The 24,778-nt window shown below is 40.9% G+C and carries 14 protein-coding genes and 1 pseudogene; 3 read left to right on the forward strand and 12 right to left on the reverse strand.

Annotated elements, in window-relative coordinates; genetic code table 11:
- Window positions 1–18 precede the first annotated feature (18 nt).
- The 6 genes and pseudogenes from kdpB to IGJ05_RS05335 all read right to left on the reverse strand — a co-directional run bounded on the left by kdpB (window position 19) and on the right by IGJ05_RS05335 (window position 11,312).
- Window positions 19–2,049, reverse strand: a complete 2,031-nt coding sequence (gene kdpB / locus IGJ05_RS05310; RefSeq protein WP_142437056.1) for a potassium-transporting ATPase subunit KdpB — start codon at window positions 2,047–2,049, stop codon at window positions 19–21.
- A gap of 12 nt (window positions 2,050–2,061) precedes the next feature.
- Window positions 2,062–3,738, reverse strand: a complete 1,677-nt coding sequence (gene kdpA / locus IGJ05_RS05315) for a potassium-transporting ATPase subunit KdpA (RefSeq protein ID WP_142437055.1) — start codon at window positions 3,736–3,738, stop codon at window positions 2,062–2,064.
- A 265-nt stretch (window positions 3,739–4,003) separates the two neighbouring features.
- On the reverse strand, window positions 4,004–5,683 hold the full coding sequence (locus IGJ05_RS05320) for a bacterial Ig-like domain-containing protein (protein ID WP_231473412.1): 1,680 nt from the start codon (window positions 5,681–5,683) through the stop codon (window positions 4,004–4,006).
- Window positions 5,601–8,627 (reverse strand): Ig-like domain-containing protein, encoded by a 3,027-nt coding sequence (locus tag IGJ05_RS05325; protein WP_438725214.1) that lies wholly within the window; start codon window positions 8,625–8,627, stop codon window positions 5,601–5,603. Before IGJ05_RS05325 ends, IGJ05_RS05320 begins: the two co-directional genes overlap by 83 nt.
- Window positions 8,616–8,750 (reverse strand): annotated as a pseudogene (locus IGJ05_RS05330) (Ig-like domain-containing protein); the annotation flags it as partial. The pseudogene IGJ05_RS05330 and the gene IGJ05_RS05325, both read right to left, overlap by 12 nt.
- Window positions 8,751–8,762: 12 nt before the next feature.
- Window positions 8,763–11,312, reverse strand: coding sequence for an adhesive domain-containing protein (locus IGJ05_RS05335; protein ID WP_438725064.1), 2,550 nt, complete (start codon window positions 11,310–11,312; stop codon window positions 8,763–8,765).
- Between the two features lie 1,162 nt (window positions 11,313–12,474).
- Here IGJ05_RS05335 and IGJ05_RS05340 point away from each other — a divergent pair.
- Window positions 12,475–13,359: a helix-turn-helix domain-containing protein gene (locus IGJ05_RS05340; RefSeq protein ID WP_142437054.1), complete on the forward strand. Its 885-nt coding sequence runs from the start codon at window positions 12,475–12,477 to the stop codon at window positions 13,357–13,359.
- A gap of 72 nt (window positions 13,360–13,431) precedes the next feature.
- Here the strand turns inward: IGJ05_RS05340 and IGJ05_RS05345 are convergent, their stop codons facing one another.
- Window positions 13,432–14,994, reverse strand: a complete 1,563-nt coding sequence (locus IGJ05_RS05345) for a polysaccharide deacetylase family protein (protein ID WP_231473409.1) — start codon at window positions 14,992–14,994, stop codon at window positions 13,432–13,434.
- A gap of 290 nt (window positions 14,995–15,284) precedes the next feature.
- Between IGJ05_RS05345 and IGJ05_RS05350 the strand changes: the two genes are divergently transcribed.
- Window positions 15,285–15,902, forward strand: a complete 618-nt coding sequence (locus IGJ05_RS05350; protein WP_231473408.1) for a CPBP family intramembrane glutamic endopeptidase — start codon at window positions 15,285–15,287, stop codon at window positions 15,900–15,902.
- Between the two features lie 78 nt (window positions 15,903–15,980).
- Here IGJ05_RS05350 and IGJ05_RS05355 read toward each other — a convergent pair whose 3' ends face one another.
- A complete protein-coding gene (locus IGJ05_RS05355) occupies window positions 15,981–18,224 on the reverse strand; it encodes a MucBP domain-containing protein (protein ID WP_231473407.1) in 2,244 nt (747 codons plus the stop codon).
- Window positions 18,225–18,862: 638 nt separating this feature from the next.
- Between IGJ05_RS05355 and IGJ05_RS05360 the strand changes: the two genes are divergently transcribed.
- Window positions 18,863–19,477, forward strand: a complete 615-nt coding sequence (locus IGJ05_RS05360) for a helix-turn-helix domain-containing protein (RefSeq protein ID WP_231473406.1) — start codon at window positions 18,863–18,865, stop codon at window positions 19,475–19,477.
- A gap of 525 nt (window positions 19,478–20,002) precedes the next feature.
- Here IGJ05_RS05360 and IGJ05_RS05365 read toward each other — a convergent pair.
- From IGJ05_RS05365 to IGJ05_RS05380, 4 genes are all read right to left on the reverse strand, one after another.
- Window positions 20,003–21,472, reverse strand: coding sequence for an oligosaccharide flippase family protein (locus IGJ05_RS05365; RefSeq protein WP_231473405.1), 1,470 nt, complete (start codon window positions 21,470–21,472; stop codon window positions 20,003–20,005).
- A gap of 15 nt (window positions 21,473–21,487) precedes the next feature.
- Window positions 21,488–22,537 (reverse strand): glycosyltransferase, encoded by a 1,050-nt coding sequence (locus IGJ05_RS05370; RefSeq protein WP_231473404.1) that lies wholly within the window; start codon window positions 22,535–22,537, stop codon window positions 21,488–21,490.
- Between the two features lie 100 nt (window positions 22,538–22,637).
- The gene (locus tag IGJ05_RS05375) at window positions 22,638–23,633 is read right to left on the reverse strand and encodes a Stealth CR1 domain-containing protein (protein ID WP_231473403.1); all 996 of its coding nucleotides are present in this window, start codon (window positions 23,631–23,633) and stop codon (window positions 22,638–22,640) included.
- A 1-nt stretch (window position 23,634) separates the two neighbouring features.
- Window positions 23,635–24,750: a glycosyltransferase family 4 protein gene (locus tag IGJ05_RS05380; RefSeq protein WP_231473402.1), complete on the reverse strand. Its 1,116-nt coding sequence runs from the start codon at window positions 24,748–24,750 to the stop codon at window positions 23,635–23,637.
- Window positions 24,751–24,778 lie beyond the last annotated feature (28 nt).

Genomic DNA, 24,778 nt, shown 5'->3' on the forward strand with positions numbered 1-24,778 from the left:
GACTCTGATGGATTTTTCTTATAGCAGAACAGCTGATAAAAGCAAATCTACTAGCTTGATGCAAATGAATGGTGCGATGATGCCGCCTAGGCCGTAGACGACCAGATTGTGCCGCAGCATTTGGCTGGCTGGTTTTTCTTGATACTTGACCCCTTTTAACGCCAAAGGGATCAAGGCGATGATCACGACTGCATTGTAGATGACTGCGGACAAAATCGCCGTTAAGGGACTACCAAGATTCATGATATTCAGCGCTGCGAGTTCTGGATAAATCGCATAAAACAGAACAGGAATCACTGCGAAATATTTGGCGATATCATTCGCGATACTAAAGGTCGTCAATGCCCCACGGGTCATCAGCAGCTGTTTACCAATTTGGACTACTTGCAGTAATTTGGTCGGGCTGGAATCAAGATCGATCATATTGCCCGCTTCTTTGGCTGCTTGCGTACCAGTGTTCATCGCCATTGCCACATCGGCTTGGGCGAGTGCGGGGGCATCGTTGGTTCCATCCCCCGTCATCGCCACCAAATGTCCTTTTTCCTGATATTCGCGAATCAGGTTCATTTTGTTTTCTGGTGTTGTTTCGGCTAAGAAATCATCGACGCCCGCTTCGGCGGCAATTGCAGCTGCCGTCAAAGGGTTGTCCCCAGTGATCATGATCGTTTTGATACCCATCTTGCGCATGTCGGCAAATTTTTCTTTGACGCCGTTTTTCACGATGTCTTTTAAATAAACGACTCCGAGTACTTGGCCATTTTTCACTACGACCAATGGGGTTCCGCCAGCCTTAGCGACCTTTTCTACGATCTCATCACATGCCGTGGGATAGGTCTGCCCTTTTGCCGTCACATATTGCTTGATCGTATCCGCAGCTCCTTTACGGATCTCATCACCACGATAGTCGATCCCAGACATCCGTGTTTTGGCACTAAAATCGATCCAATGAACATCGGCTTGCTGAAATTCTCGTTCACGAATATTGAAGGCTTCTTTGGCTAAAATCACGATACTGCGTCCTTCCGCCGTTTCATCGGCAAAAGATGCCAACTGCGCTGCATCTGCCAACTCTTTGGCGGTGACCCCTGGTACTGGCAAGAACTCACTGGCACGGCGGTTCCCCAGAGTAATGGTTCCTGTTTTATCCAGCAGCAAAACATCCACATCTCCTGCTGCTTCAATCGCGCGGCCACTCATGGCGATGACGTTTTCTTTAGTCAAACGACTCATTCCAGCGATCCCAATCGAGGAAATCAAGGCGCCGATCGTGGTCGGTGCAAGACAAATCAGTAACGCGATCACGATCACACTGGAAATCGCCGTTCCCCGACCAGATAACTGACTGCTAAAATCGGTAAAAGGAATCAATGTGATGGAAACTGCCAAGAAGATGATGGTCAGTGTCACTAAGAACAGCTGCAAGCCAATCTCATTGGGTGTTTTTTTCCGCTGTGTCCCTTCCACCATCGCAATCATCTTATCCAAAAAAGAATGACCATTTTCAGCGGTCACTTTGATGACCAAGTAATCGGAAACGACTAACGTTCCTCCCGTGACTGCACTGCGGTCGCCGCCAGATTCACGAATGACAGGTGCTGATTCTCCTGTGATGGCACTTTCGTCCACCGAAGCAGCACCTTCCACGACATCCCCATCGGCAGGAATTTGTTCGCCAGATGGAACATACACCAAGTCGCCTTTTTTCAAATCGGAGGAACGGACTTCGATAAAAGCCTCTTTGGCGACATCTTCCAAGGACATGACTTTGTAGGTCATGATTTCTTTTTTGGCTTGCTTCAAACTATCCGCTTGTGCTTTGCCGCGCCCTTCTGCCACTGCTTCGGCAAAATTGGCAAACAACAAGGTCAACCATAAGAAGACGGTCACACTGATGCTAAACCACAACGGGACCGTTTGTTCTTGAAAACATAAAATGGTTGTCAAGATCGCCCCTAAGTAAACCACAAACATTACGGGGTTTTTGATTTGTTGGCGAGGATCCAATTTCTTAAAGGATTCGCCGATCGCCCATTGATAGATTTTTTTCATTTTTTCTCTCTCCTATTTCGTTGTAAAGAAGTCTGCGATTGGACCTAAAGCCATCGCTGGTAAAAAGCTCAGTGCACCGATCACGATGATCACAATGATCAGCATCGTGACAAATACTGGACTCGTGGTTGACAAGGTTCCTTCATTACGAACGGTTTTCTTTTTGGCCCCCATGTTTTCTGCCAGATACAAAATGGCTGCGATGGGAACGAAACGTGAAACGAACATCAAGATACTACCCAAACTATTTAGGAAAACAGTATCTGCGGTCAAGCCGCCAAAGGCACTCCCGTTGTTGTTGCTGAAGGAAGTTGCTGCATACAACAGTTCGCTAAAGCCATGGGCGCCTTGGTTGGTTAGCCAGCTCATGATGTCAAGATGCAAGGTCATCAACATAGCCCCGAAAAGCGTCAGTAGCAATGGCGTCAAAATAACGATGCTCGTCATTTTAATGTCAAAAGCTTCGATTTTTTTGCCGATATATTCGGGTGTTCGTCCCACGAGTAAACCAGCGATAAAGACCGTCAATACTAGAAAAGCGATCATGCCATAAAGTCCGCTACCGACACCGCCAAAGATGATTTCCCCCAGCTGCATCAAGAACATCGGGATCGCACCCCCGAGTGGTGTGAAACTATCCAGCATGGCATTGACTGATCCACTGGAAGCAGCGGTGGTACTCACTGCCCAGAGACTCGACCAACCGACACCGAAACGTACTTCTTTGCCTTCTAGATTGGCATTCCCAAGCACTTGACTGAATTGCGGTCCATAAGCTTCACTGATCACTACGCCAATAAAAGCTAGGATCAAAAAGACGGTTGCGGTGATCAAGATCGTACGTCCTTGTTTCCACTCTTTGATCCAAAATCCAAAGGCAAAAATCAAAGCAGCTGGCAGCAACAAGATCGCTAAGTTTTCTAAAAAATTACTGAACATCGTTGGGTTTTCAAATGGGTGAGCAGCGTTGGCGCCAAAGAACCCGCCGCCGTTGGTCCCTAATTGCTTGATGGCGATTTGACTCGCTACTGGTCCGAGCGCCATCCAAAAGGATTCCCCCTCAAATCCATTGACTTCCACGCCGCTGCTCAACGTTTGGACAACGCCTTGAGACAGGAGCAAGATCGCTAACATCAATGAAAGTGGCAAAAGGATATAGAGCAAGGAACGGGTGATGTCTTGCCAAAAATTCCCTACCGTACGTTTTTGCTTTTGCTGCAGCCCACGAATCAAGGCACACAGTACGGCTAATCCTACTGCCGCAGATAAGAAATTTTGCACTGTTAATCCTAAGGCTTGGGAAAGATTGGTCAGTGCTTCTTCCCCAGCGTAAGCTTGCCAGTTCGTGTTCGTCACAAAACTGACGGCTGTGTTCAATGCTAAGTCAAAGGACATGTTCTCAACGGCTGCCCCTTGCGGTAACCAATGCTGGACCATCAATAATCCAGTCAATCCGATGATGGAAAAGACACTGACGGCCAAGACTGAAAATAGATAGGTTTTGGCGGTCATTTCTTTTTTGCTGACCGAACCAATCACTCGATAGGTCAACCGTTCAATGGGTTGAATAAAGCGGACAAACCGCGGTGTTTTTCCTTGCATGATTTCTTTGATATACCAGCCCAAAGGAATCGCTGCTGCTAGTAAGATCAGTAAAAATAAAAAGCCTTGCACAAAATAGCTACTCATCGTTCTCCCCCCTCAAACAAGTACCAAAAGAGATAGATCATTACGATCACTCCGATTATTCCTAAAACAAGATTCATATTCTTCACTCCTTCATGACGTAAGCATACGCAAAAAGAAATAAAAATAGTGTAAATCTTCTGCTAGCATCTTTATATCTTCTTTATACGGCTGCTTATCGGACAAGAAAACCGCAATACAGCAGGTATTTTAAAAAACAAAAACAGCGGATATCGTGAAGGATATCCGCTGTTAGAGTCATTGAGACTTATTTTGTTTTTCTGCTTTTGTTCGTGTGTTTCTTACGAAAGAAGACGATCCCCGCTAGAGCAACAAGGCTCACTCCTGCAATCGAATAGCCTTGAGTGATGGCTGTACCAGTCTTTGGTAGCAACCGTTTGTCCTTTGCGGTCGCTTTGGTTTGTTTGTCAGTCTGCCCTTCATCCGTTGGTTTTTCTTGCCCTTTGTCAGAATCATCTTTCTCTGGCTGCTGATCGTTCTCCTCTGGTTCTTCTGCTTTTTCAACGACTTTGATCGTCGCTGTGGCGGTGACTGCTTCTTGTGAGCGAGTACCAAATAAACGTGCGAAAAAGTTAGGAGTTGCTGCTTCATCAGTGACGATTGAATAAGTGACTTGATAGGTGCCCGTTTTCTTCGTATCCACCGAACCGTCCACCAGCAGTTGCTCCAATGCGAGTGACTTACCGTCACGATCTGTAGCGGAGACAAAATTGTCGGCTGCTGTCCAGTTGTCACCGACATAAATCACGCTATCTTTCACAGTCACAGACGTTTGATCTGTCAACACGGTGATCGTGGCAGTTGCTTCGGCTTTGCCATTTCGATAGATGACTTGGTATTTTCCAGGCACATCAGTATTGACTGTACCGCTAATCAATACTTGATCATAATCGACTGCTTGTCCGCTTTTATCTGTTGCCGAGACAAAATTATCGATGGCTTGCCATTTCTCTCCTTCATAGATTGTACTATCTTTTGCTACGACCGTTTCTTGGTGAGCAACCACAGTGATTGTCGCTGTGGCGCTGACTTTTCCATTCGTATAAGTGACATCGCATGTGCCTTCTTGATTGGTATCGACGGTACCAGTAACGATCACTCCTGATAATTCAACCGTTGCTCCCGTTTTGTCTGTGGCTGAGACAAAGTTGTCGGCAGCTTCCCAGTCATCGCCGACGTATAGGGTACTGTCTTTGGCTTTGACACTCGTTTGATCAGCTAACACGGTGATCATGGCTTTCGCTTCAGCTTTGCCATTGCGATAAATCACTTCATATCTGCCTGCTTTAGAGGTGTCAACTGTGCCATCAACGGTTACTTCTGTTAGCGGCAATGCCTTGCCGTCTTTGTCTGTTGCGGAAAGAAAATTATCCGCGGCTTCCCATGAGTCACCTACATACAACGTACTATCTTTAGCTGCCACCGTTTCTTGGTTCGCAACAACCGTGATCGTCGCCGTTGCTTTTACTTTGCCGTTTTGATAAACCACGGGATATTGACCTTCTTTAGAAGTATCAACTGATCCACTAACGGTCACTCCTGAAAATGGTAGGTTTGCTCCTGTTTTATCCGTTGCCGAAACAAAGTTGTCGATTGCTTGCCACTCGTCACCAACATATAAGTTACTGTCTTTGGCTTTGACACTCGTTTGATCTGCCAATACGGTGATCATGGCTTTCGCTTCAGCTTTGCCGTTGCGATAAATTACTTCATATTTCCCTGGTGTGGCGCTATCGACTGTACCTACTGTTGTGATATCAGTCAGTTTTACTGCGTTGCCGTCTTTATCTGTTGCCGACACAAAGTTGTCGGCGGCTTGCCAGTCATCGCCTTCATAAATCGTACTATCTTTGGCGACTACCGTTTCTTGGTTCGCAACGACTGTAATCGTCGCCGTTGCTTTGACATGACCATTTTGGTAAACCACTGGGTACTCGCCTGCTTTGCACCGTCACTGTAACTGGTAAACTTTCTGTTTTACCGTCTGCCAAAGCAGTAACTGTCAAAACATCATCTAGAGAAACCGTCGGCACAGTTGCCGTCCACTCACCTTCGTCATTCGCTGTTGCAGTGTAAGTATTGCCGCTTGGCAGTTCAACGGTTACCTCTGCTCCTGGTTCAGCCGTTCCGCTAACGGTTGTATCCCCAGCAACCACGGGTGCGACAGTTGGTGCCGCTGTTTGGTCTTCTGCGTTATCTTCTGGCACCACGATACTAGTTGCTGGACTGCGGTATTCTTGTCCGCCAGCTGTTACCATTGCCACCACTCGCAAGGTTTCTGCTGGAGAAACACCTTCTGTCAAGGTGATCGTATACTCACCGTCTCCATTGGCAGTCCCACTGCCCACCACTTCACCCGCATCATTTAAGATCTCAATGGCTGCGTTGGCTGGTGCTGTCCCTGTAACTGGATAGCCGTCAGTACTGTTGCCAGTGATCGTTGCCGTTGGTGCTGCCACGTTCAAGGCACCGACACCGACACTGATTGGTTCACTTGGGTCTTTGCCTTCAGCTTCCGCAACCACTGTGACCGTGTCGCCTTCTGAAAGTTCTGGTACGGTGACTGTCCAATTGCCTTCCTCATCCGTTTCGGCAGTCACTGGATCTTCTCCAGGGATCTCCACCGTCACCGTTGAACCAGGTTCGGCAGTTCCTCCAACGGATGTATCCCCTGCTTGCACTGGCTCGATCGTTGGTGTGGTCGTTTGGTCTGCTGGGACCACGATGGAAAGCGGCGCACTGCGGTATTCATCGCCGCCAGCGGTTACCACTGCCACCACCTGAAGTGGTTCTGAAGGATCAACATCACTACTGCTCAAGGTGATGCTGTAGGCACCCTCCTCATTTGCTTCGCCACTGCCGACAACCTCATCGGCTGCATTTAAAATCTCAATCGCTGCATTCGGCGTGGCCGTTCCTGTAACTGGATACCCATCGGTACTATTGCCGCTGATCGCTGCTGTCGGTGTCGCCACACTAAGTGGATTTACGACGACCGTTGCTGCGTCACTTGGCGTTTCCCCATCAAGGGTCGCTACCACGGAAACTATTTCTCCTTGAGAAACCTCGGGCACCGTTGCCGTCCAATTGCCTTCGTCATCTGCTTCGGCAGTGACTGGCTCTGCGTCACCAATCGTTACCGAAACTGTCGCACCAGGTTCAGCCGTTCCGCTGATCGTGGTGTCGCCGGCTGTCACCGCTTCAATGGTTGGGACTGCGGTTTGATCCAATGGTACTGTGATTGGGGCAGCCGCGCTGCGGTAGGCTTGACCACCAGCTGTGACTACCGCCACCACCCGTAAGGTTTCAGCTGGAGACGCATCATCATTCGTCAACGTGATCGTGTATTGGCCTTCGTCATTGGCAGTGCCAGTACCTACCACCTCGTCATCGGCATTCAAGATTTCGATGGCTGCATTTGCTGGTGCCGTTCCCGTTACTGGGTACCCATCGGTACTATTGCCACTGATCGTCGCGGTTGGTGTAGCAATCGTCAACCCATTGACCCCAGCACTGATTGGTGCACTTGGGTCTTTGTCTGGTGCTTGTGCGACCACTGTGACGGTTTCTCCTTCAGAAACTTCAGGAACTTCAACCGTCCAGTTGCCCTCGTCATCGGCTTCACCAGTCACCGGTTCTTCATCTGGGATTGTTACCGTCACCGTAGCACCTGGTTCGGCAGTCCCACTGATCGTCGTATCCCCTGCATTGATTGGGTCGATGGTTGGTAATGCTGTTTGTTCAAGCTCATCTGCTGGGACCGTCACTGGTGTAGCAGGACTGCGGTACTCATCCCCGCCAGCTGTTACGATCGCAACGACAGACAAGGTTTCTTCTGGTGCTGCATCGGCTGGTGCGATGGTTACCGTATAGTTTCCATCCCCATCGGCTGTGCCAGTACCGATCACATCGCCTGCTTCATTCAGCACTTCGATCGCTGCATTCGCTGGTGCAGTCCCCGTGATTGGATAACCATCGGTACTATTGCCGCTGATGATCGCTGTCGGTGCTGCCACCGTCACTCCTGCGACCCCGACGCTGATTGGCGCGCTTGGCTCTTTGCCTTCGGCTTCCGCAACGACTGTGACTGTATCGCCACCAGAAACTGCTGGCACTTCTGCAAGCCAGTTTCCTTCGTCATCCGTTTCAGCCGTTACTGGTTCTTGATCGGTGATCGTCACAGTAACCGTCGACCCTGGTTCTGCCGTTCCGCTAATCGTGGTATCACCCGCTGTAACCGGATCGATCGTTGGTGTCCCTGTTTGTTCAATGTCTGCTGGTACCGTGATTGGCGTGGCATTACTACGGTAGTCTTGACCGCCCGCTGTCACAACTGCCACCACCTGCAAGGCTTCTTCTGGCGCCACATCGGATGGATCTAAGGTCACGGTATAAGCACCCGTGTCATCCGCCGTCGTGCTACCAACAACATCGCCTGCTTCATTCAAAATCTCAATTGCCGCATTCGGTGTCGTTGTTCCGCTGACTGGATAGCCCTCCGTGCTATTGCCTGTGATGGAAGCGCTCGGTGCACTGACCGTAACACTATCAACGGACACGGAAATCGGTGCACTTGGATCTTTGCCTTCAGCTTCGGCAACGACTGTTACTGTATCGCCTTCTGATAATTCAGGAACCGTCGCTTCCCAGTTGCCTTCGTCATCGGCTTCTGCCGTGATCGGATCGCCTTCAGGCAGCGTGATCGTCACAGTTGCCCCTGGTTCAGCCGTTCCGCTGACGGTCGTATCCCCAGCTGTTACTGGGTCGATCGTTGGTGTTTCCGTCAAGTTTTCTACATCATCTGCAGGAACTACAAGCGGTGTGCCTGTACTGCGATAGTCTTCACCACCAGCCGTCACGATCGCTTCCACCCGCAAGTTGTCGCCAGCTGCCACCTCTTGAGGATCAAGGGTGATCGTGAAGTTGCCCTCGTCATCGGCTGTTCCACTACCAACGACATCGCCTGCTTCATTCAAAATTTCAATCGCTGCATTGGCAGTCGCTGTTCACGTTACTGGATACCCATCTGTGCTATTTCCAGTGATCGTAGCTGTTGGCGCCGCCACAGTCAAACCGCTTACACTCACGGTGATTGGGGCACTCGGATCTTTGCCTTCAGACTCAGCTACGACCGTCACGGAATCGCCTTCTGACAATTCAGGAACCGTTGCTTCCCAGTTGCCTTCATCATCGGCTTCAGCCGTGATTGGGTCGCCTTCAGGAAGCGTAATCGTTACCGTTGCCCCCGGTTCGGCTGTCCCACTAACAGTCGTATCTCCAGCATTGACTGGATCGATCGTTGGTGTTTCCGTCTGCAAGATATCTGCAGGCACCACAACAGGTGTCGGGTTGCTTCGATAGGTTTCGCCGCCAGCGGTCACAACCGCCGTCACATTCAGGGTTTCTTCCGCGGCAACATCTGCTGGATCTAACGTCACCGTATAAACGCCATTCTCATTGGCAGTACCTGTTCCGACAATTTCGCCATCCGCATTGGTGATCTCAATGGCCGCATTTGGTGTAGCTGTTCCAGTCACTGGATAGCCCTCTTGACTATTTCCTGTGATCGAAGCCGTTGGGGCATTGACCGTCAAGGCGGACACGGTGGTACTTGCTGGCTGACTTGGTGTTTGTCCTTCTAGTTCGGCGACAGCTGAAACCGTATCGCCCTCTGACACTTCGTCCACATCAACACGCCAATTGCCCTCTTCATCGGCTTCCGTCACGATCGGATCTGCACCGTTGACGGTCACAGTAATCGAGGCACCAGGCTCAGCCGTTCCGCTGACGCTTGTATCCCCGGCAGTCACTGGTTGGATCGTTGGTGTTCCCGTTTGTTGCTCGGCATCGTCTGCTGGAACGACGATTGGCGTATTGCCACTGCGGTACGTTTGACCACCAGCAGTAACGATTGCAGCAACATTCAAGTTTTCATTTTCTGCTACATCTGCTGGGTTCAACGTGATACTGTAGTTGCCGTTCTCATTTGCCGTCCCAGTGCCAACGACTTCACCCTCGGCATTGGTGATTTCAATGGCTGCATTTGCTGCGGCTGTCCCCGTCACAGGATACCCATCGGTGCTGTTTCCTGTAATCGAAGCCGTTGGGGCATTGACCACTGGTGCTGCTACCGTTGCCGTCGCAGGTTCACTAGCTGATTCCCCATCCGCTTCCGCTACTGCTGTGACTGTATCACCTTCTACCAATTCAGGGACATCGGTCGTCCAATTGCCGTCAGCATCTGCGGTTGTGGTAATAGGTGCACCGCCGTTGATCACCAATGTGATGGCTGCGCCTGGCTCTGCTGTTCCGCTGATCGTCGTTTCCCCTGCTGTCAATGGATTGATCGTTGGTGTATCGGTTTGATCTTCTGGTGTATCTGGTGCAAACCAAATCGAGTTATTGCCGTCAGCATCCGTAAATAAATCAATGGTGATGAGGTCAAGCTGAGACATCGTTGCTTCAAAGCGAGCTTCGTAAGGAGTGGAAGGATTCGCCACACCATTTTCAACCAATTGCGCATAGGTCGGACTGGTAACATTCGTTGGAATCACCACATTGGTTTGACCTAAAACAGAAGCAGAAGCGACCTGATCTGCTAGATCGGTCGTAGCATTTAAGACATTTTGAGCAGTTTCAACCGTGCCATTTAAAGTCGCTTTGGCAGTATTGACCGTCGTTTGAACCAGTGTATTGATCCCGCTGATCAAGGTACCAATTCCTGGGATGCCGCTGGCACCATCTAGAATACTGACTTGGATCTGTGCTGCTCGTAAATTATCAAGAATTTGATTGATGCGCTGATTGACAACGATAAATAAACCATCATCCACATTGGCGATCAGGGCACGTTCATTTTCGGTTAGTCCAGCTGGAACTTCAAAATTCGCTTGGCCAAATTGCCCAAGTTGGTTTAGTAAGTCTAACTGGGTCGTAATTTCATTTAAGTTGACGGAGATCACTTCGCTGACATCCACGATTGAAGCCGCCGTATACAACGGATTCGGCAAGCCACCAACGATTGTTGGCGGAATATCCAGTGCGTCAGCTAAATTTTGATTGACGATTCCATCCACCGTGCTGATCAAGGTATTGACTGCTGGTGTGACTGTCCCGATCAAGGTTTGCAAGGCTGGGAAATTCCCCAGTTGTAGTGTCACATTGGTGGAAATCGACGCATTTCCTGCCGGTTGAACCAAACCAGTAAGCCCTTGAGGAACCCCAATAACTGCGACTTTGTCCCCATTCAAGACATCAACCGTTACTGCATTTGATCCAGAAATCGAGAAATTGACTTGGTTCGTTGCACCAGGCGTTGCATAAGGTGCAGACGCACTCGTGCCTGAGTTATTAGACGCTGTGATATCTGAGAAAAGTTCAGCTGAAACCAAAGCAGCTTCAACCGTCGTTGGTGCCCATAACAAACTTGCTGGCACGACCACCGTACTCGTCAACAACATCCCACTGACAGTTAAATTCGCAATAATATTTTTCTTTGTTCGAACGCGTGTGTTTTTCTTTGAATCCATGAGCTTTTTGTAATTAATGCCTTTCATTCATTCTCCTCCTGTTCGAAAAAAATTTAACCGACAAAAGATAAAACTGATGATCTCTGGAATGATTCCTGCCCCCTTTTAAACCAGATGAAAATCTATTTCAACCCAACACCCAAAGGCATAGAGAGAAAACAAAAGTTACCGATCGCAAAGCGAAGATTTTTTCGCATGCTTTCTGAAAAACCCAGTGATTTTTGTTCAAATAGTTTCACAGCACATTAGAATGCGCTTGTGAAAACCGAGGGATAAAATAACTAATCGAACACACTGTGTAACAAAATTTTAGCAAATTTATTTCTTTCCAACAAATTATAAACACGATAAATAATTAAAAAAACACTGGAATTAACGTTACAAAACATAAAACATTTATTTTATAAACAAGCACAGATTATTTATATTTATCTTATAAACAGGTGCATAACGATAAAAAGTTATCATTTTTTATCAAAAAAAGCACCTTAATCCTTATAATTAATCAATACAATGAATACGATTATATTTGTTTCTTTATACTCAAGAAGAGAGAAAAACGATGATGTTGTTTTTTCTTGTCTTCAACCCCGTTTTTTACCTACGAAAATAAAAAAAACAAAAATATTTCAGGCGTTTTTCACGATATTGTCTAAAATAACTCTTACCGACGAAAAAAATGGGCTCGAAAAGCTCCCAGAACGTTCTGTGAAAAAAGGAATGAAAATCTCCTATTAAAATCGAGCGTGAGCAATCATGAAATGAAATTTCTTCAATCGCCATTTACATTTTTCTTTCAGGGAAATTCTTCCGTAGCTATTTGGTCTTATATTTTGGACGTAAGCGTTCATTCGCTTCTTTTTGTTTATACTTGCTGGTAAGAAGGAAACGCTGCTGCCCAATCGTCTTCTTCTAATACCACATAAGGAGCATGAGAAGATGGATTGGTTAGTAATGATTCTTGTATTGATATGTCTTAGTTTTGTCTGAGAAAAAAGCGTGAGAACGAATCGTTCTCACGCTTTCTTATTATTTCACGCCCTCTCTGGGTGCACATTACCGCGAAACATCCTTCCATCAAATCAGAAGCGGTCTGAAATATAAGACCTTTTTAATTCCTACACTGGACTTGTTTTACTATAATGGGGATACATGATTTCATTAATTCAATGAGAGCGGAGGCTTTCTTATGTATGGTGAAACGATCAGACATATCCGATTGAAAAAAGGCTTCACCCAAAAAGAAGTCTATGGCACGATTATTTCAAAATCCTATGCCATCGAATTTGAAAAAGGCAAGCATCAGATTGCTGCCAACCTGCTGTTGCAAATCTTAGAAAATCTATCAATGGATATCGATGAATTTCTCTATATCGCGAATGGCTATCGGCTGGATGAGCAAAACAGCTACAACCATCGGTACACGCAATACTCAAACAAGCACGATATCAACCAGTTACAAATTCTATTACAGGAGCTGCAGCAAACCTCTAGCCGACTTAACAAGGTCCGCATCGCGGAGGTTCGCTCACGGATTCGCATGCTGCAATGCTTGGCAGAGCATGACGTCTATCGGAAACGTGCGGTTTTGGAATGTGATCGTCAAACGATTATCTCCTATCTCGTTGATGTTGAGAGCTGGACGTTACAAGAAATCCAACTATTTGGCAACACCATCGATCTTTTGGACAACGACCATAATTTCCTCTTCTTCAAAAAAGTATCCAAGATGCTCGAATACTACATCGATATGGAAAAAGGTCGGGAAATCTATTGCGCACTACTGATCAATTTGATCGAATATACGCTAAAACACCAGCAATACGATGCGGCGGAAGTTCTCGTCGTCCAATTAAAACTTTTGGCGACAGACTACAAAGAATTTTTCCACCAAGCCGTCTGCAAGTTTTTCCAAGGCGTGTTGCTCTTAAGAGCCGGTGACAAAAAAGCAGGCAAAAGGATTACCACAAAGATGCTAGCTATCATGCGAGAATTGGATCAAGGTGCCCTTGCCGATGATTTTGCTTTACTGCTGGATGATGACTACCTCCGAGCATTTGCCTCCTCTGAGTGATAAAGCGGCAACTGCAGCGTTCGTTTAATAAAAAAAGGAAGTGATGATTGCCATCACTTCCTTTTTCAGCTATTAGCTAACACTGCGTTCATCTGTTGCACCAAAGTATTGATACATTGGTATTTGGCTACCATTGAGCAATTGATCGACCGTCACAAATTCATAGCCTTGCGCTTTGAGTGCTTTGATGATGCCCGGCACGGCTTGAACAGATTTCGGATGAATATCATGTAGCAAAATAATCGATCCATCGTAAACATTGTTTTGGACGACCTTCAAAATCTTGTTTGGATCTTTTAGCTTCCAATCCTCGGTATCAACACTCCATTGAATGATTGATTTTCCTGCCGCTTGGGCGCTTTGTTGATCGATCGCTCCATATGGCGGGCGCAAATTCTTAGGCAAGACCCCTGTCGCCTGATAGATGGCTTTGTCCGTTTTGGTTATTTCCGCTTTGACCTCCTCTGGCGACAACGTATTTAATTGGGGATGAGAATAGGAGTGGCTGGCAATTTCATGCCCTTCCTCATGGACTTTTTTTGCGACTTCAGGGTATCGATCCACCATTTGGCCTAATTCAAAAAACGTTGCCTTCACATCATTGTCTTTCAAGATTTTTAAGAGATCCAATGTCGAAGTATCATTTGGTCCATCATCAAAAGTCAACGCAACATATTTTTTGTTTTCGTCTAACATCGCTTGTTGCTCTTTCAATTGATCCGCATTGACCAGCTCTGGATCAATAAACGGCGCAATCTCTTTGTAAGCCAAAGTGATCTCGGATACGCCAGTTTGATTTTGCGGCAACTGGAGCGTTATTTTTTCAGGATCATAAGTAAACTTTGAATCATAGGTGATTCGGTCCATCCCCAAGACCGCATCAATGATTTTAGTCGGTTCTTTGGCTTGATCCAAAAGCTTTTGTTGAATCACTTGCTGGATTCCTAGCAAGCTGCCTTCATCTGGAACCAAGTCTTTCAAGGATAATTCATTGCCGGTTTTCTCGGAAATAAAAATTGGATCGGCAACCACGCTATCCGCATCTTCAAACCGCCCAGTCTCCCGATTCCAAACATAGCTGTCCGCTTTTAAGGAATAGGTTGACACTTTTGATGCAACAGCTTGTGCCTGAATCCGAGCAATCGTAACAGTCTCTTTGTCGGCGTGTTTTTTGCATAGCTTGTTCGCCATGGTCGATAATTTCTTACTTGCATCCTTTACCGGGATGGCACTTTCTTCTTTTGGTCGGAAAATCAATTCTTTTTTGTCCCCATCAGACAATGTTTCAAGTTTTGCGGGAATTCCCTCTTTGGCCTGCTCTTCTTGGATGGATGCTAATAGCTTTTGCGCGGCAGCTTCATATTTTTCGCGTGCCAATGCTTCTTGCTGCTTCAAAGTAAAAGCGATATAGCCCCCAGTGGCGATAATGACGATTGTCAGCAGCGTCATCAATGAAAAGAGATATTTGCGATGGGTTGGCTTCTTTTTAGAAACTTGACGATTGGCGGTTGGCGTGCGTCTTGTCGTTCCCGTTGTTTGCTTTTGATGTGATTCGACCCTTGAAGTAGGTGCTTGTTTTTCAGAAGTCGCTTCTCTATGTTGTGAATTATTTGAATCATTGCTTGATTTCTTCATAAACATTCTCCCTCAAACATAATAACGTAAACAAAATGTAACATAAGCGTAATAATATTTCAACAGTGTTACAGAGATTCTTATAAACTTCTCTTTTTGTTCACAAATTTTGAGAATTGTTCTTAGAAATCCTTTATTCTGCTTTTAAGAAAACCAATTCTGCCAAGTATGATATCGTGTTCACTGCTTTTTCTTTTTGTTTAAAAATAATGAGAGATATCTTTTTGTACTTTGATGTTTTTCTGTTTATAATTCAGCATGTGGCAATTACTATGAAGGATGTGTTCAAAATGAAACACAAATCAGCAGTTTATTTATTCGTTCTTACCTTAATCACAGGATTAACCTATCAATTACTTCCTTATACCCCACTAAACGATTCCGTGTTATCGATCGTCGGTACCATCTGGAATCTGGTCTTCGCATTTAGTGCAGGGTATTTTTTCTTCCGAACGACCTTTTTGGAGCAGTTCAAACATTTTCGGTTCACCGTTTTATTGTGGGGTGTCCCTTTCGTCATTTTGACTGGCGTGTTCTTTTTCTTTATTTATGCCGCTATTTTTGGACAACCAACAACCAACTCGATCAGCGAAACCATCACTGTCCAAATGGTCTTTTTGCAAGTCCCCTTTATGCTGATGGGAGAAGAATTGCTGAGCACCAACCTCTTGTTGGCGTTGCAGAAAAGAGGCCTTTCTTTTGCCTGGTCATCCATCATTTGCAGTGTGCTATTCGCTTTATGGCACATCCCAGCGTACGGCTTTCATCCAGCTCAATTATTGATCACCTTGATGCCTGCCAGATTGGCACTCAACTATGTTTGGAAAAAATCCAATAGCGTATGGGCCAGCTGGATCTGCCATTTTCTTTATGATTCCCTGGGATTCATTTCATTTTTAGGTAAATAAGCAACAAAAAGGACAGCTGAAGCCTAGCTGTCCTTTTTGATAGTTAGTACCGCCTTTCCCCAAAGGCTTACTTAATCACTATTTACGCTTTTTGAAATAAAGCCAGCTTGCCGTGGCGATAAAGAACAAACCAACTACAAACGGGAACAACGTCCCCTGCTCATTGGTCTGCGGCAATCTTTGTGCAGAAGCGCTTTTTTTCGAAACAACAGTCGCCGTTGGTTCTTTTTCTTTTTTATCAGAAATAACGGCGGTTGCTACGTTTTCTTTTGTATAAACATACGTCACAGTTGCCTCTTCCTTACCAAATGTGCCTTTGGCATTTTGCGGCAGCCGACTTTCGTCTACTATGTAGCCGTCGATTGTTAGTTGATATTTTTTTGTGCTGGCATCGTAAGACTCGCCCACGTTTCCACTGATCGTTTGTGAAGGATGAATTTCTTTGCCTTCTGTATCTACGTATTTGACCGTTATATCCGCTGCTGGTATCGGATTTTTTGTGTAGATGTAGGTGACGGTTTGCGCTTTTTCGCTAAATACGCCTTTAAGATTTTCTGGTAATTGGCTTTCGTCTAAAGTGTAACCTTCGATTGTTAGTTGAAATTTTTCTGTACTTGCATCATAAGAGTCGCCTACGGTTCCACTGATCGTTAGAGAAGCGTGAATTTCGTTGCCTTCTGTATTTACGTACTCGACTGTGACATCCGCTGCTGGTATCGGATTCTTTGTATACACATAGGTGACTGTTTGCGCGGTTTCACTAAAGACACCTTTATTATTTTCTGGCAATTGGCTTTGATCTAAAGTGTAGCCTTCGATTGTTAGCTGATATTTTTCTGTACTAGCATTATAAGAATCGCCCACATTTCCACTGATAATTTGAGAAGGATGAACTTCTTTGCCTTCTGTATCTACGTACTCAACCGTTATATCCGCTGCTGGTATCGGATTCTTTGTATACACATAGGTGACTGTTTGCGCGGTTTCGCTAAACACACCTTTAAGATTTTCTGGCAATTGGCTTTGATCTAAAGTGTAGCCATCGATTGCTAGTTGATATTTTTCTGTACTAGCATCGTAAGAGTCGCCCACATTACCGCTAATCGTTTGTGAAGAGTGAATTTCTTCGCCTTCTGTATCCACATATTTGACCGTTAAATCTGCTGCGGGGACGGGATTTTTTGTGTAAATGTAGGTGACTGTTTGTGCCGTTTCGCTAAATACACCTTTTAGATTTTCTGGCAATTGGCTTTCGTCTAGGGTGTAACCGTCAATTGATAACTTATACTCATCCGTACTAGCATCATATGAAGCACCAATGGTACCAGATAAAGTCTTCGTTTCATGGATTTCTTGCCCTTGAGTATCAAGATATCTGACAGTTACCTCTCCCACCTGCTCCGGGTCAACAATGACATTGACTACATGTGTTGTATATACACTATATGAGGCTTGTCTAGCCATAAAAATTGCTACGTAAGTCCCCGGTTTGCTCGGATCAACATTTGTGTAGTACGGAAAGATCTGTGAGTCAGAAATACTTTTTTCTATGTTGCCGCTAAAATTTAACTTAAACGCCTCGATCCCTAATGCCTGTGTTGAGAAATCGAAGTTACTGTTTACAGGAATATGAATCGTATCGGGGCTATCTCCAAAAGCATACTCGCCTACAATTTGACGCTCATAAAGTGCCAATGTTTTGGTTTCTCCTGCTTGCAAATTGATAGAATTTCCAATCGATGTAAATGCGTAGTTCAATCTTTGATTCGTTGTACCCACTTGCTTAATAAAGTAGCCCCCTGAAGGAACCTGAATCGTTACCTTTCCTGAACTGTCCGTGACTAACAACGTCACTTCACCAGATGTCGAGGAGGTCAATGTGAAATAAGCGCCTTGGATTGGCTGGTTTGAATTACTATCTAAAACTTGAACCGTCAGTTGTGCATTGGCAGCTCTTGCAGACGACGGATCAACAGAAGAAGGGACATTATTTACAGGGCTTGCAGCAGGTTCTTCTTTATTTTCTGATCCGCTGATGGCTTCTTTACTGTCACTACTTGCTTGTGTTTGTTCGTTCTCAGCATCCACACGCGCTGAGGTCATTGTTGTTAGTGTAGCATTTTCTGCTGCTTGAGTGGTAGCTTGTCCAGCATCCGCAGAAGCATTCGTATCATCAGATTGTACAGTTTTCACTTCTTCCTGATCCACCTGCGGAGATTCTGAAAACACTTGGCTTTCCGCCACTACCTGAAATGCTGGCGTTACCACTGCAGCACTTAATAAGATTACTAAAGATAGAATAGATTTAAACTTCTTTTTCACAAACTTTCACCTTAACCTTCTTTTTCAAAATAAAAACCTTTTTATCCAAACTTTTTTTACGCCTAAAAATCATTATAATTTATTAATTTTTAATTTACAAACATTTTTTTATTTAGCGTATCATCCACTCCTAACAAAAGTTTTTTATGCGGGCACATGAAATACCATTGAGCGTATGTTTACCTGATTCACTTGTCATCGCATTGCATCACCTCTTCAGAATTTTATAATTCAAGCACCCTCTTCTTCAAGCAAATCCAGTGCAAATCAGCGCAAAGTTCCTTTGCACCCTTGTTTTATCAATGATTTCATTTTCATAAAAAGGAAACTATTTTTTACTTAATCGTGACTTTCTTTTTTCGAATGATTCGAGTAAGACTATCTTCTACTCTGAATATGTGCTATCTTTGAACATTTATTACTTCATATATGACAATTGTTACTTATTACAGGTGAAGGATTCACTGAAAAAAATCAAGCACTTTCAGGAAATTTTTTAGGAATATCTGACATAAGCTCATTTTAATTTAATCTTATAGGAACAAAGAAAAGAACTTGTGCATTTTTTCGTTAAATCAAGCTTTACAATTGTTTCTTTGAACCGCTTTATGATAGGATATGTCAGAAGGAGCATTGAAATGACTATAGCTGAAAAAATAAAAGAGAGTCGCTTGAAGTTAGGACTCACCCAACAAGAAGTTTCCGAAAAATTATTTGTTACCAGACAAACGATCTCAAATTGGGAAAACAACCGAAGTACCCCAGACATCGATACATTGATCAAATTAAGTGATCTCTATCAAATCGATTTAGAGTCACTACTAAAACCAGAACAATTAGCAGAAGAACCAGAAATAAAGAGTGAAGAAAAGAAACCAACCTTCCGCCTTCCTCTATACTTGCTAAATTTGACTGCAGTCGTCGCTTGCGTTTTCACCGACTTCTTCACACCTACAGGAACAATAACCCTATGGACAGCTGCTGCACATTTTTTGTTACTAGTTAACTTTGTCCTTTTATTCGGCTTTTTCCTCACAAAAAAAAGACCCCTCCCTGCAAAAACAATTGTCTTTGCATTAGGAAAAGGTCTGTTGATCTTAGCCATAATATTAGCTTTTACTCTTTGGTCGAATAAAAGAGCTTCCGCTGATGCGTTACATCTGATTGGCCATAATTATGGTCATTTTATCTATTTGACGTTTAAAGCAATCGGGGTGATTAATTTGTTTGATTGGCGGAAGTTTGAACGTTAATAATTAAAGATATTTATCTAACAAATACCTGAATCATAACCAACATATGCTCATTATATAGTTTTTCAAATATATTTTATTACTATTTTAGTAACTGTTAAACTATTCTAATTAAGATTAAAATAATTACTTTTTATAACTTATTAGAATAGTTCCTATCATATATACAATCACATTATCTTTGCAGTTTGCGAGCATAAATATCATCATTAATTCTTAAGTTTCTTTATTCATATATTACTTGTATTACAATAAAATTTTAATCATTTATTTTAATAATATATTTTTAATAATTGAAAGTATTACAAAAATATTGGAAGTAATATCTTCGAGCAATTATTCTTTCTCCATCCTATAGAAAAGGCAAGCTTAACGCGTTCATATCAATAAAAAATTATTCTACATAATTTAAATTTTTAAATTTAAAAAAAGTTTGATTATAAGCTTATCTTTGTATTTTTTTAATATTATATCTATTTTCATAGAAAACTAGATTTAGGAAAAAAGTTTACTCATTGATACAAATTAATACTTGCTTTTAAAAAAGTTGAATACTGATTTTACAGAACCATCAAAGAAAATACTACTTTTTAACGTAATTATATAAATTAATATTAGGGAAATGAAAACTGATATTCCTCCAAACAGAATAAAATTACTAATATTCCCAGTCATTATTATACTATTTTTAATTACAAACACAATTAAATAATTTATTATTATTAAGATTATAGTTGTAGTTATTTTAATAAAAAAAGATTTCAAGTCAATATTTTTTCTAAGGAAGATACAATAAATTATTGTTAGGATTATTGTGCTGCTCAAATAAGACAACATAGCTCCTATAGCCCCTAAATATTTGTTAAAAGCTAAATTTAATAAAACAACACTAGACATTGATATGGATGAAGCTTTAATTAATTCAGAATCAAGAGACAACGGTATTATTAATCCATTCATCATAAAACCATTCAAAGTTCCAAATAGAATTACAAACGAACCAATGATCAATACTGGAACTACCCCTGAATAGCCCTCACCAAAGAATAACGGTACAAAAAATTCTCCAACGGAAATTATTCCAGAAATAACAATTACAGAAAATACGCATATAATTGAATTGAAAACCTTAAAATACTTATTCAATTCGTTTTTTCTATTTAAACTAACAAAATGAGACATTCTGGGTACTAAAGCACTAGACATAGAAGTTAATATACCTAACAATAATACAATGATTTTTGATCCTTGATCAAAAATACCTACTTGATAATTACCAGCTAAACTTACCAAAATAAGTTTGGATGAGGCATTTTTTGTAGTATCAATTAACATTGGTATCAATAACCGGAAGGATTCTTTCACGGTAAGAAAGTCCTTAGAAAAATGATAATATTTTTTCTTGAGAATTAGATGTGGCCTTAATGATGTAAACATTGTTAAATTTCCCAACAACATTGCTAAAACATTAATAAATAAATATATATCTAGTTGATAACTTTTTTTTATGAATAAAAAGATTGATAAGGTTGCAATCAATTTAGTAATAAAATTTCTAAGTATATTTTTTCTTATTTCCTCAAGGCCGATAAAAAACCAAGATATATCAAAAATAGTTACTAAAATTAGAAAAGATTGAAAATAATACATATTGTCCAATCTGAAAGCAATAACTATAAAATTGAATAATGCAAAGCAAATGACTGAAAAAAAAATCTGTAAAAACCAAATACTAAAAAAATTTTTAGTTCTGGTTTCCTTGTCATTAGATTGTGCTATTTTCCTTGCTCCATAAATAGGAATACCAAACATAGCTATCGTAACAAAAATGCTCGCCATACTATAACTTGATGCATATAATCCCAACTGTTCTGGAGAAAAAATTCTTGAAACATATGGTGTAGTTATAATAGGTACAATAAGCATCAAAAGCTGAAAAACTCCACTGGAAACCATATTAATCATTAATAGTTTAGTATCTTTTTTTTTCTCCAAAGTTTATTTATCTCCCTATTTAACATTTTTTCTATTAAAAATATATGGATACATTTTCTTGTATATCTTATTAAAGTTACGTCTTAACCAAAAGAGAAAATTATAAAATTGAATTAACAATATTGGTTTATTCATTTTTATAAAATAGAAAAATAATTTTTCAGCAAGAGAAACTGCCACATGTGAATTTACTATTTTTTTTAAATAAGGATCATTTAACAATTGTCTTACTATTTCTGATTTTTCATTTCTAGGAGCATCTTTCTTATAACAATTATTTAGAACAATCATCTTATTGTAAATATATGATTTCTCTAGGAAATCTTTGTAGGTCGATTCTGGTAATGATGAATTACTATAAAATTCTTCTCTACTTTTTTGTACTTGATTCAAATTTTCATTCAGCAATGGTATATATTTACTTAAAGTGGATTGACCATCTACCCTTATATAACGATATAAGGCATCCTCTATTATTATGACTTCTTTTACATATTTGCAGTATTTGTAAACAAAATCTAAATCTTCACCTGATTTTAAGCCAATATCAAAGCGAATATCATTTTTTTCAATGATTTCTTTATCGAAGCATTTGTTCCATACTACATTTAGTGCTCCTAAAGTGTCTAAATGAAATATAGTATAAATCGCACCATTATTTGTTTTAACAGTATCCAATGATAATGTGTAAATCTTATTTTCTAAAGGAAAATCAATTAAATATGAACAGCATGTAAGTTGATTTTCAAATTTTATAGAGTTCATAAACTTTTCTACAAAAGTAGGATAAATAGTATCATCAACATCTACGAAAAGAAGGTATCTATTCGTAGATTTTAAGATTCCAAGATTTCTTGCGGCCGAAACTCCACTATTATTTTGATATATATATTTAATATTGAGCTTTTGATTGAATTTCGCTATTATTTCTTTTGATTTGTCAATGGAACCGTCATCCACTAGAACTATTTCATAATTTTGTACTGTTTGTTTTAAAAAGCTAACTAAACAATTTTCCAAATGATTTTCAGCATTAAAAAAAGGAATTATTATTGAAACATTCATTATTACCTCCACATAATTACATTTATTTCTTCTTCATAATTGTAATGATTATTAGACTATTGTTCGTAAAAATCTTGCATCGTACAAAGTTTAAAGAAAACTATATCTCAAAACTAGATTTAGTTGGATATTTTTTTTCAAATGCAGAATTAATTTCATCTTTTACTTTATTAAAATTTTTTACATCTGATGAGTCATTTAAGCAAATTAACTTATGTTTTGAATCTTTAATATCTTTAAGTAATGAAGAACTATAATCTGATAAATAATACATTTTAGATATACCTATTTTTTGGGGAGAGAATTCTCCAGTACAAATCTGCCAATATCTAACTACCCAAAAATTCAAATCCTCTTTACTCCTAAATTTTGAATGAACAGTTTTAGTCAAATAGGCATTTTCTTTATCCCATACCTTTTGAAAACTACTTTTCTTTAATGAAATCGCTGAATGAGGTTCATAAAAGCCAGTAAATTTATTCCAAGGCAATAAAAATAAATTTCTTAAATTATTTTTTCCGTAACTAAAATTGAAAAATTTGTTCACATTCCTTTTTAAAACATTTTTTTTTTCAAAATACTTGTTTATTATTTCCAAATTATTAACTATAGCATGCTCAATTCCTCCATATGAAGGAGATATTACATTAAAAATTCCATAATCTTTTGGTAGGCTATTTTCAAAAAAGTCTTTTTCTTCACAAAAGGCATTAATAAACATATCATCATTAAAATAAACAAAATTCTCACTTAAATCTTCTATCTTGTGAAGACATAATTCAATAGCTTGGGAATTAAATGTCGGTAAGGAAGATTTTGGTAATATATCCTTATGATTAACTATATTTAATTTAGGATGGCTAATATTTAACCATTCTGGAATATGACCATAGGTTACTAAATGAACTTTATTTACCCATGGAGTATTGGCTTCGAGAGATCTAAACCAATATTTAAAAAAATCCCAATCTCTAAATTTGGACTCATCATTTAATATATCTTCCATAAACTTCTCTTTATAATATTGTTTTTTTTCCTTCAACCATTTAGGATCGTTTGAGTCAACCCATGTAACCACAAAGTCTATTTTACTCATTTCAAAAAATTTCCTCCAATAACTTCTTAAATGATAGTGCAGAATTACTATGAGTCCAATTAGATATTAATTCAAACGAATTATTTCCCATAACTTTTGCGTGTTCTCTATTTTTTGAAATTAAATAAATTTTATCAGCTAAATCATCTATGTTGTTCTCTCTTAAAACATATCCGTTATATCCATCTTTTACTAAATCATTCACGCAACCACAAGCTTCAGTGGCTATAACAGGAAGATGAGCCGATTCAGCTTCATTGACAACCAATCCCCATGGCTCATCGACAGAAGGTAAAATGAAGCAATCTGCAATATTATAATATTCAAATAAAACTTTTTGATCTGATATAAAATCTATGAAATCCACGTTTAAATATGAATTTCTTGCATATTCTTTAAGTGATTTACTTTCTTCACCAGATCCAATAATCACAATCTGAATATCTTGATTATTCTTAACTTTTGAAACAGCTTTCAGAATATTTATAACTTGTTTCCTCTTAAGCAACCTTCCAGCGTATAATATGGTAAATCTATTATTATATTTATCATTTTTTATTTTAGTTATTTTACTTAATGATCCTTTTCTTATTTCATTTATTTTTTTGACATCTACTGTCAAAAATTGATTAAAGATATATTGATCATTTATTTGATAGTTTAATCTCAAATAGTCTCTAGAAACTTCTCCATTTGCGAAAAAAGCATCCATTTTTTTAATAATCCATCTTTTTGGAATTAATTTTATACTTCTACTTTCTTTAATCTTTTGAGGTGAAATACCATCCATTACAAATACTAATTTCTTTTTTAAACGTTTGGCATAAAAAGTAAATAAGTATGAAGCCGTAGAATTATAACCTCCTATTAATATTAAGTCAGAATTTTGGACAATTTTTTTCACATTTGGATAAAAAATAAAATGATTTCCCAATTTAGAAAAGCCTTCTAAATGAACTTCCTGAAAAATACTGCTTTCTTTGATATTCCAATTCCTACTTTTTATGGTTCTACCAACATAGTAAACTGTTAAATCTAAATTATTTACTTTACATATTTCTTCAAGTTGATCTGTTCTATATGGTGCACGAGAATATGTGATAAAAGAGACTTTCACTTAATTCACCTCTAGACAATTTTATTTA

This window comes from Enterococcus sp. AZ167 (assembly GCF_051714025.1).
Taxonomy (GTDB): Bacteria; Bacillota; Bacilli; order Lactobacillales; family Enterococcaceae; genus Enterococcus_D; species Enterococcus_D casseliflavus.

What these genes read in the sequence shown, in the direction of transcription:
- kdpB (WP_142437056.1), bottom strand. Translation starts at nt 2,049, where the DNA reads ATGAAAAAAATCTATCAATGGGCGATCGGCGAATCCTTTAAGAAATTG.
- kdpA (WP_142437055.1), bottom strand. Translation starts at nt 3,738, where the DNA reads ATGAGTAGCTATTTTGTGCAAGGCTTTTTATTTTTACTGATCTTACTA.
- IGJ05_RS05335 (WP_438725064.1), bottom strand. Translation starts at nt 11,312, where the DNA reads ATGAAAGGCATTAATTACAAAAAGCTCATGGATTCAAAGAAAAACACA.
- IGJ05_RS05340 (WP_142437054.1), top strand. Translation starts at nt 12,475, where the DNA reads ATGTATGGTGAAACGATCAGACATATCCGATTGAAAAAAGGCTTCACC.
- IGJ05_RS05345 (WP_231473409.1), bottom strand. Translation starts at nt 14,994, where the DNA reads ATGAAGAAATCAAGCAATGATTCAAATAATTCACAACATAGAGAAGCG.
- IGJ05_RS05350 (WP_231473408.1), top strand. Translation starts at nt 15,285, where the DNA reads ATGAAACACAAATCAGCAGTTTATTTATTCGTTCTTACCTTAATCACA.
- IGJ05_RS05360 (WP_231473406.1), top strand. Translation starts at nt 18,863, where the DNA reads ATGACTATAGCTGAAAAAATAAAAGAGAGTCGCTTGAAGTTAGGACTC.
- IGJ05_RS05370 (WP_231473404.1), bottom strand. Translation starts at nt 22,537, where the DNA reads ATGAATGTTTCAATAATAATTCCTTTTTTTAATGCTGAAAATCATTTG.
- IGJ05_RS05375 (WP_231473403.1), bottom strand. Translation starts at nt 23,633, where the DNA reads ATGAGTAAAATAGACTTTGTGGTTACATGGGTTGACTCAAACGATCCT.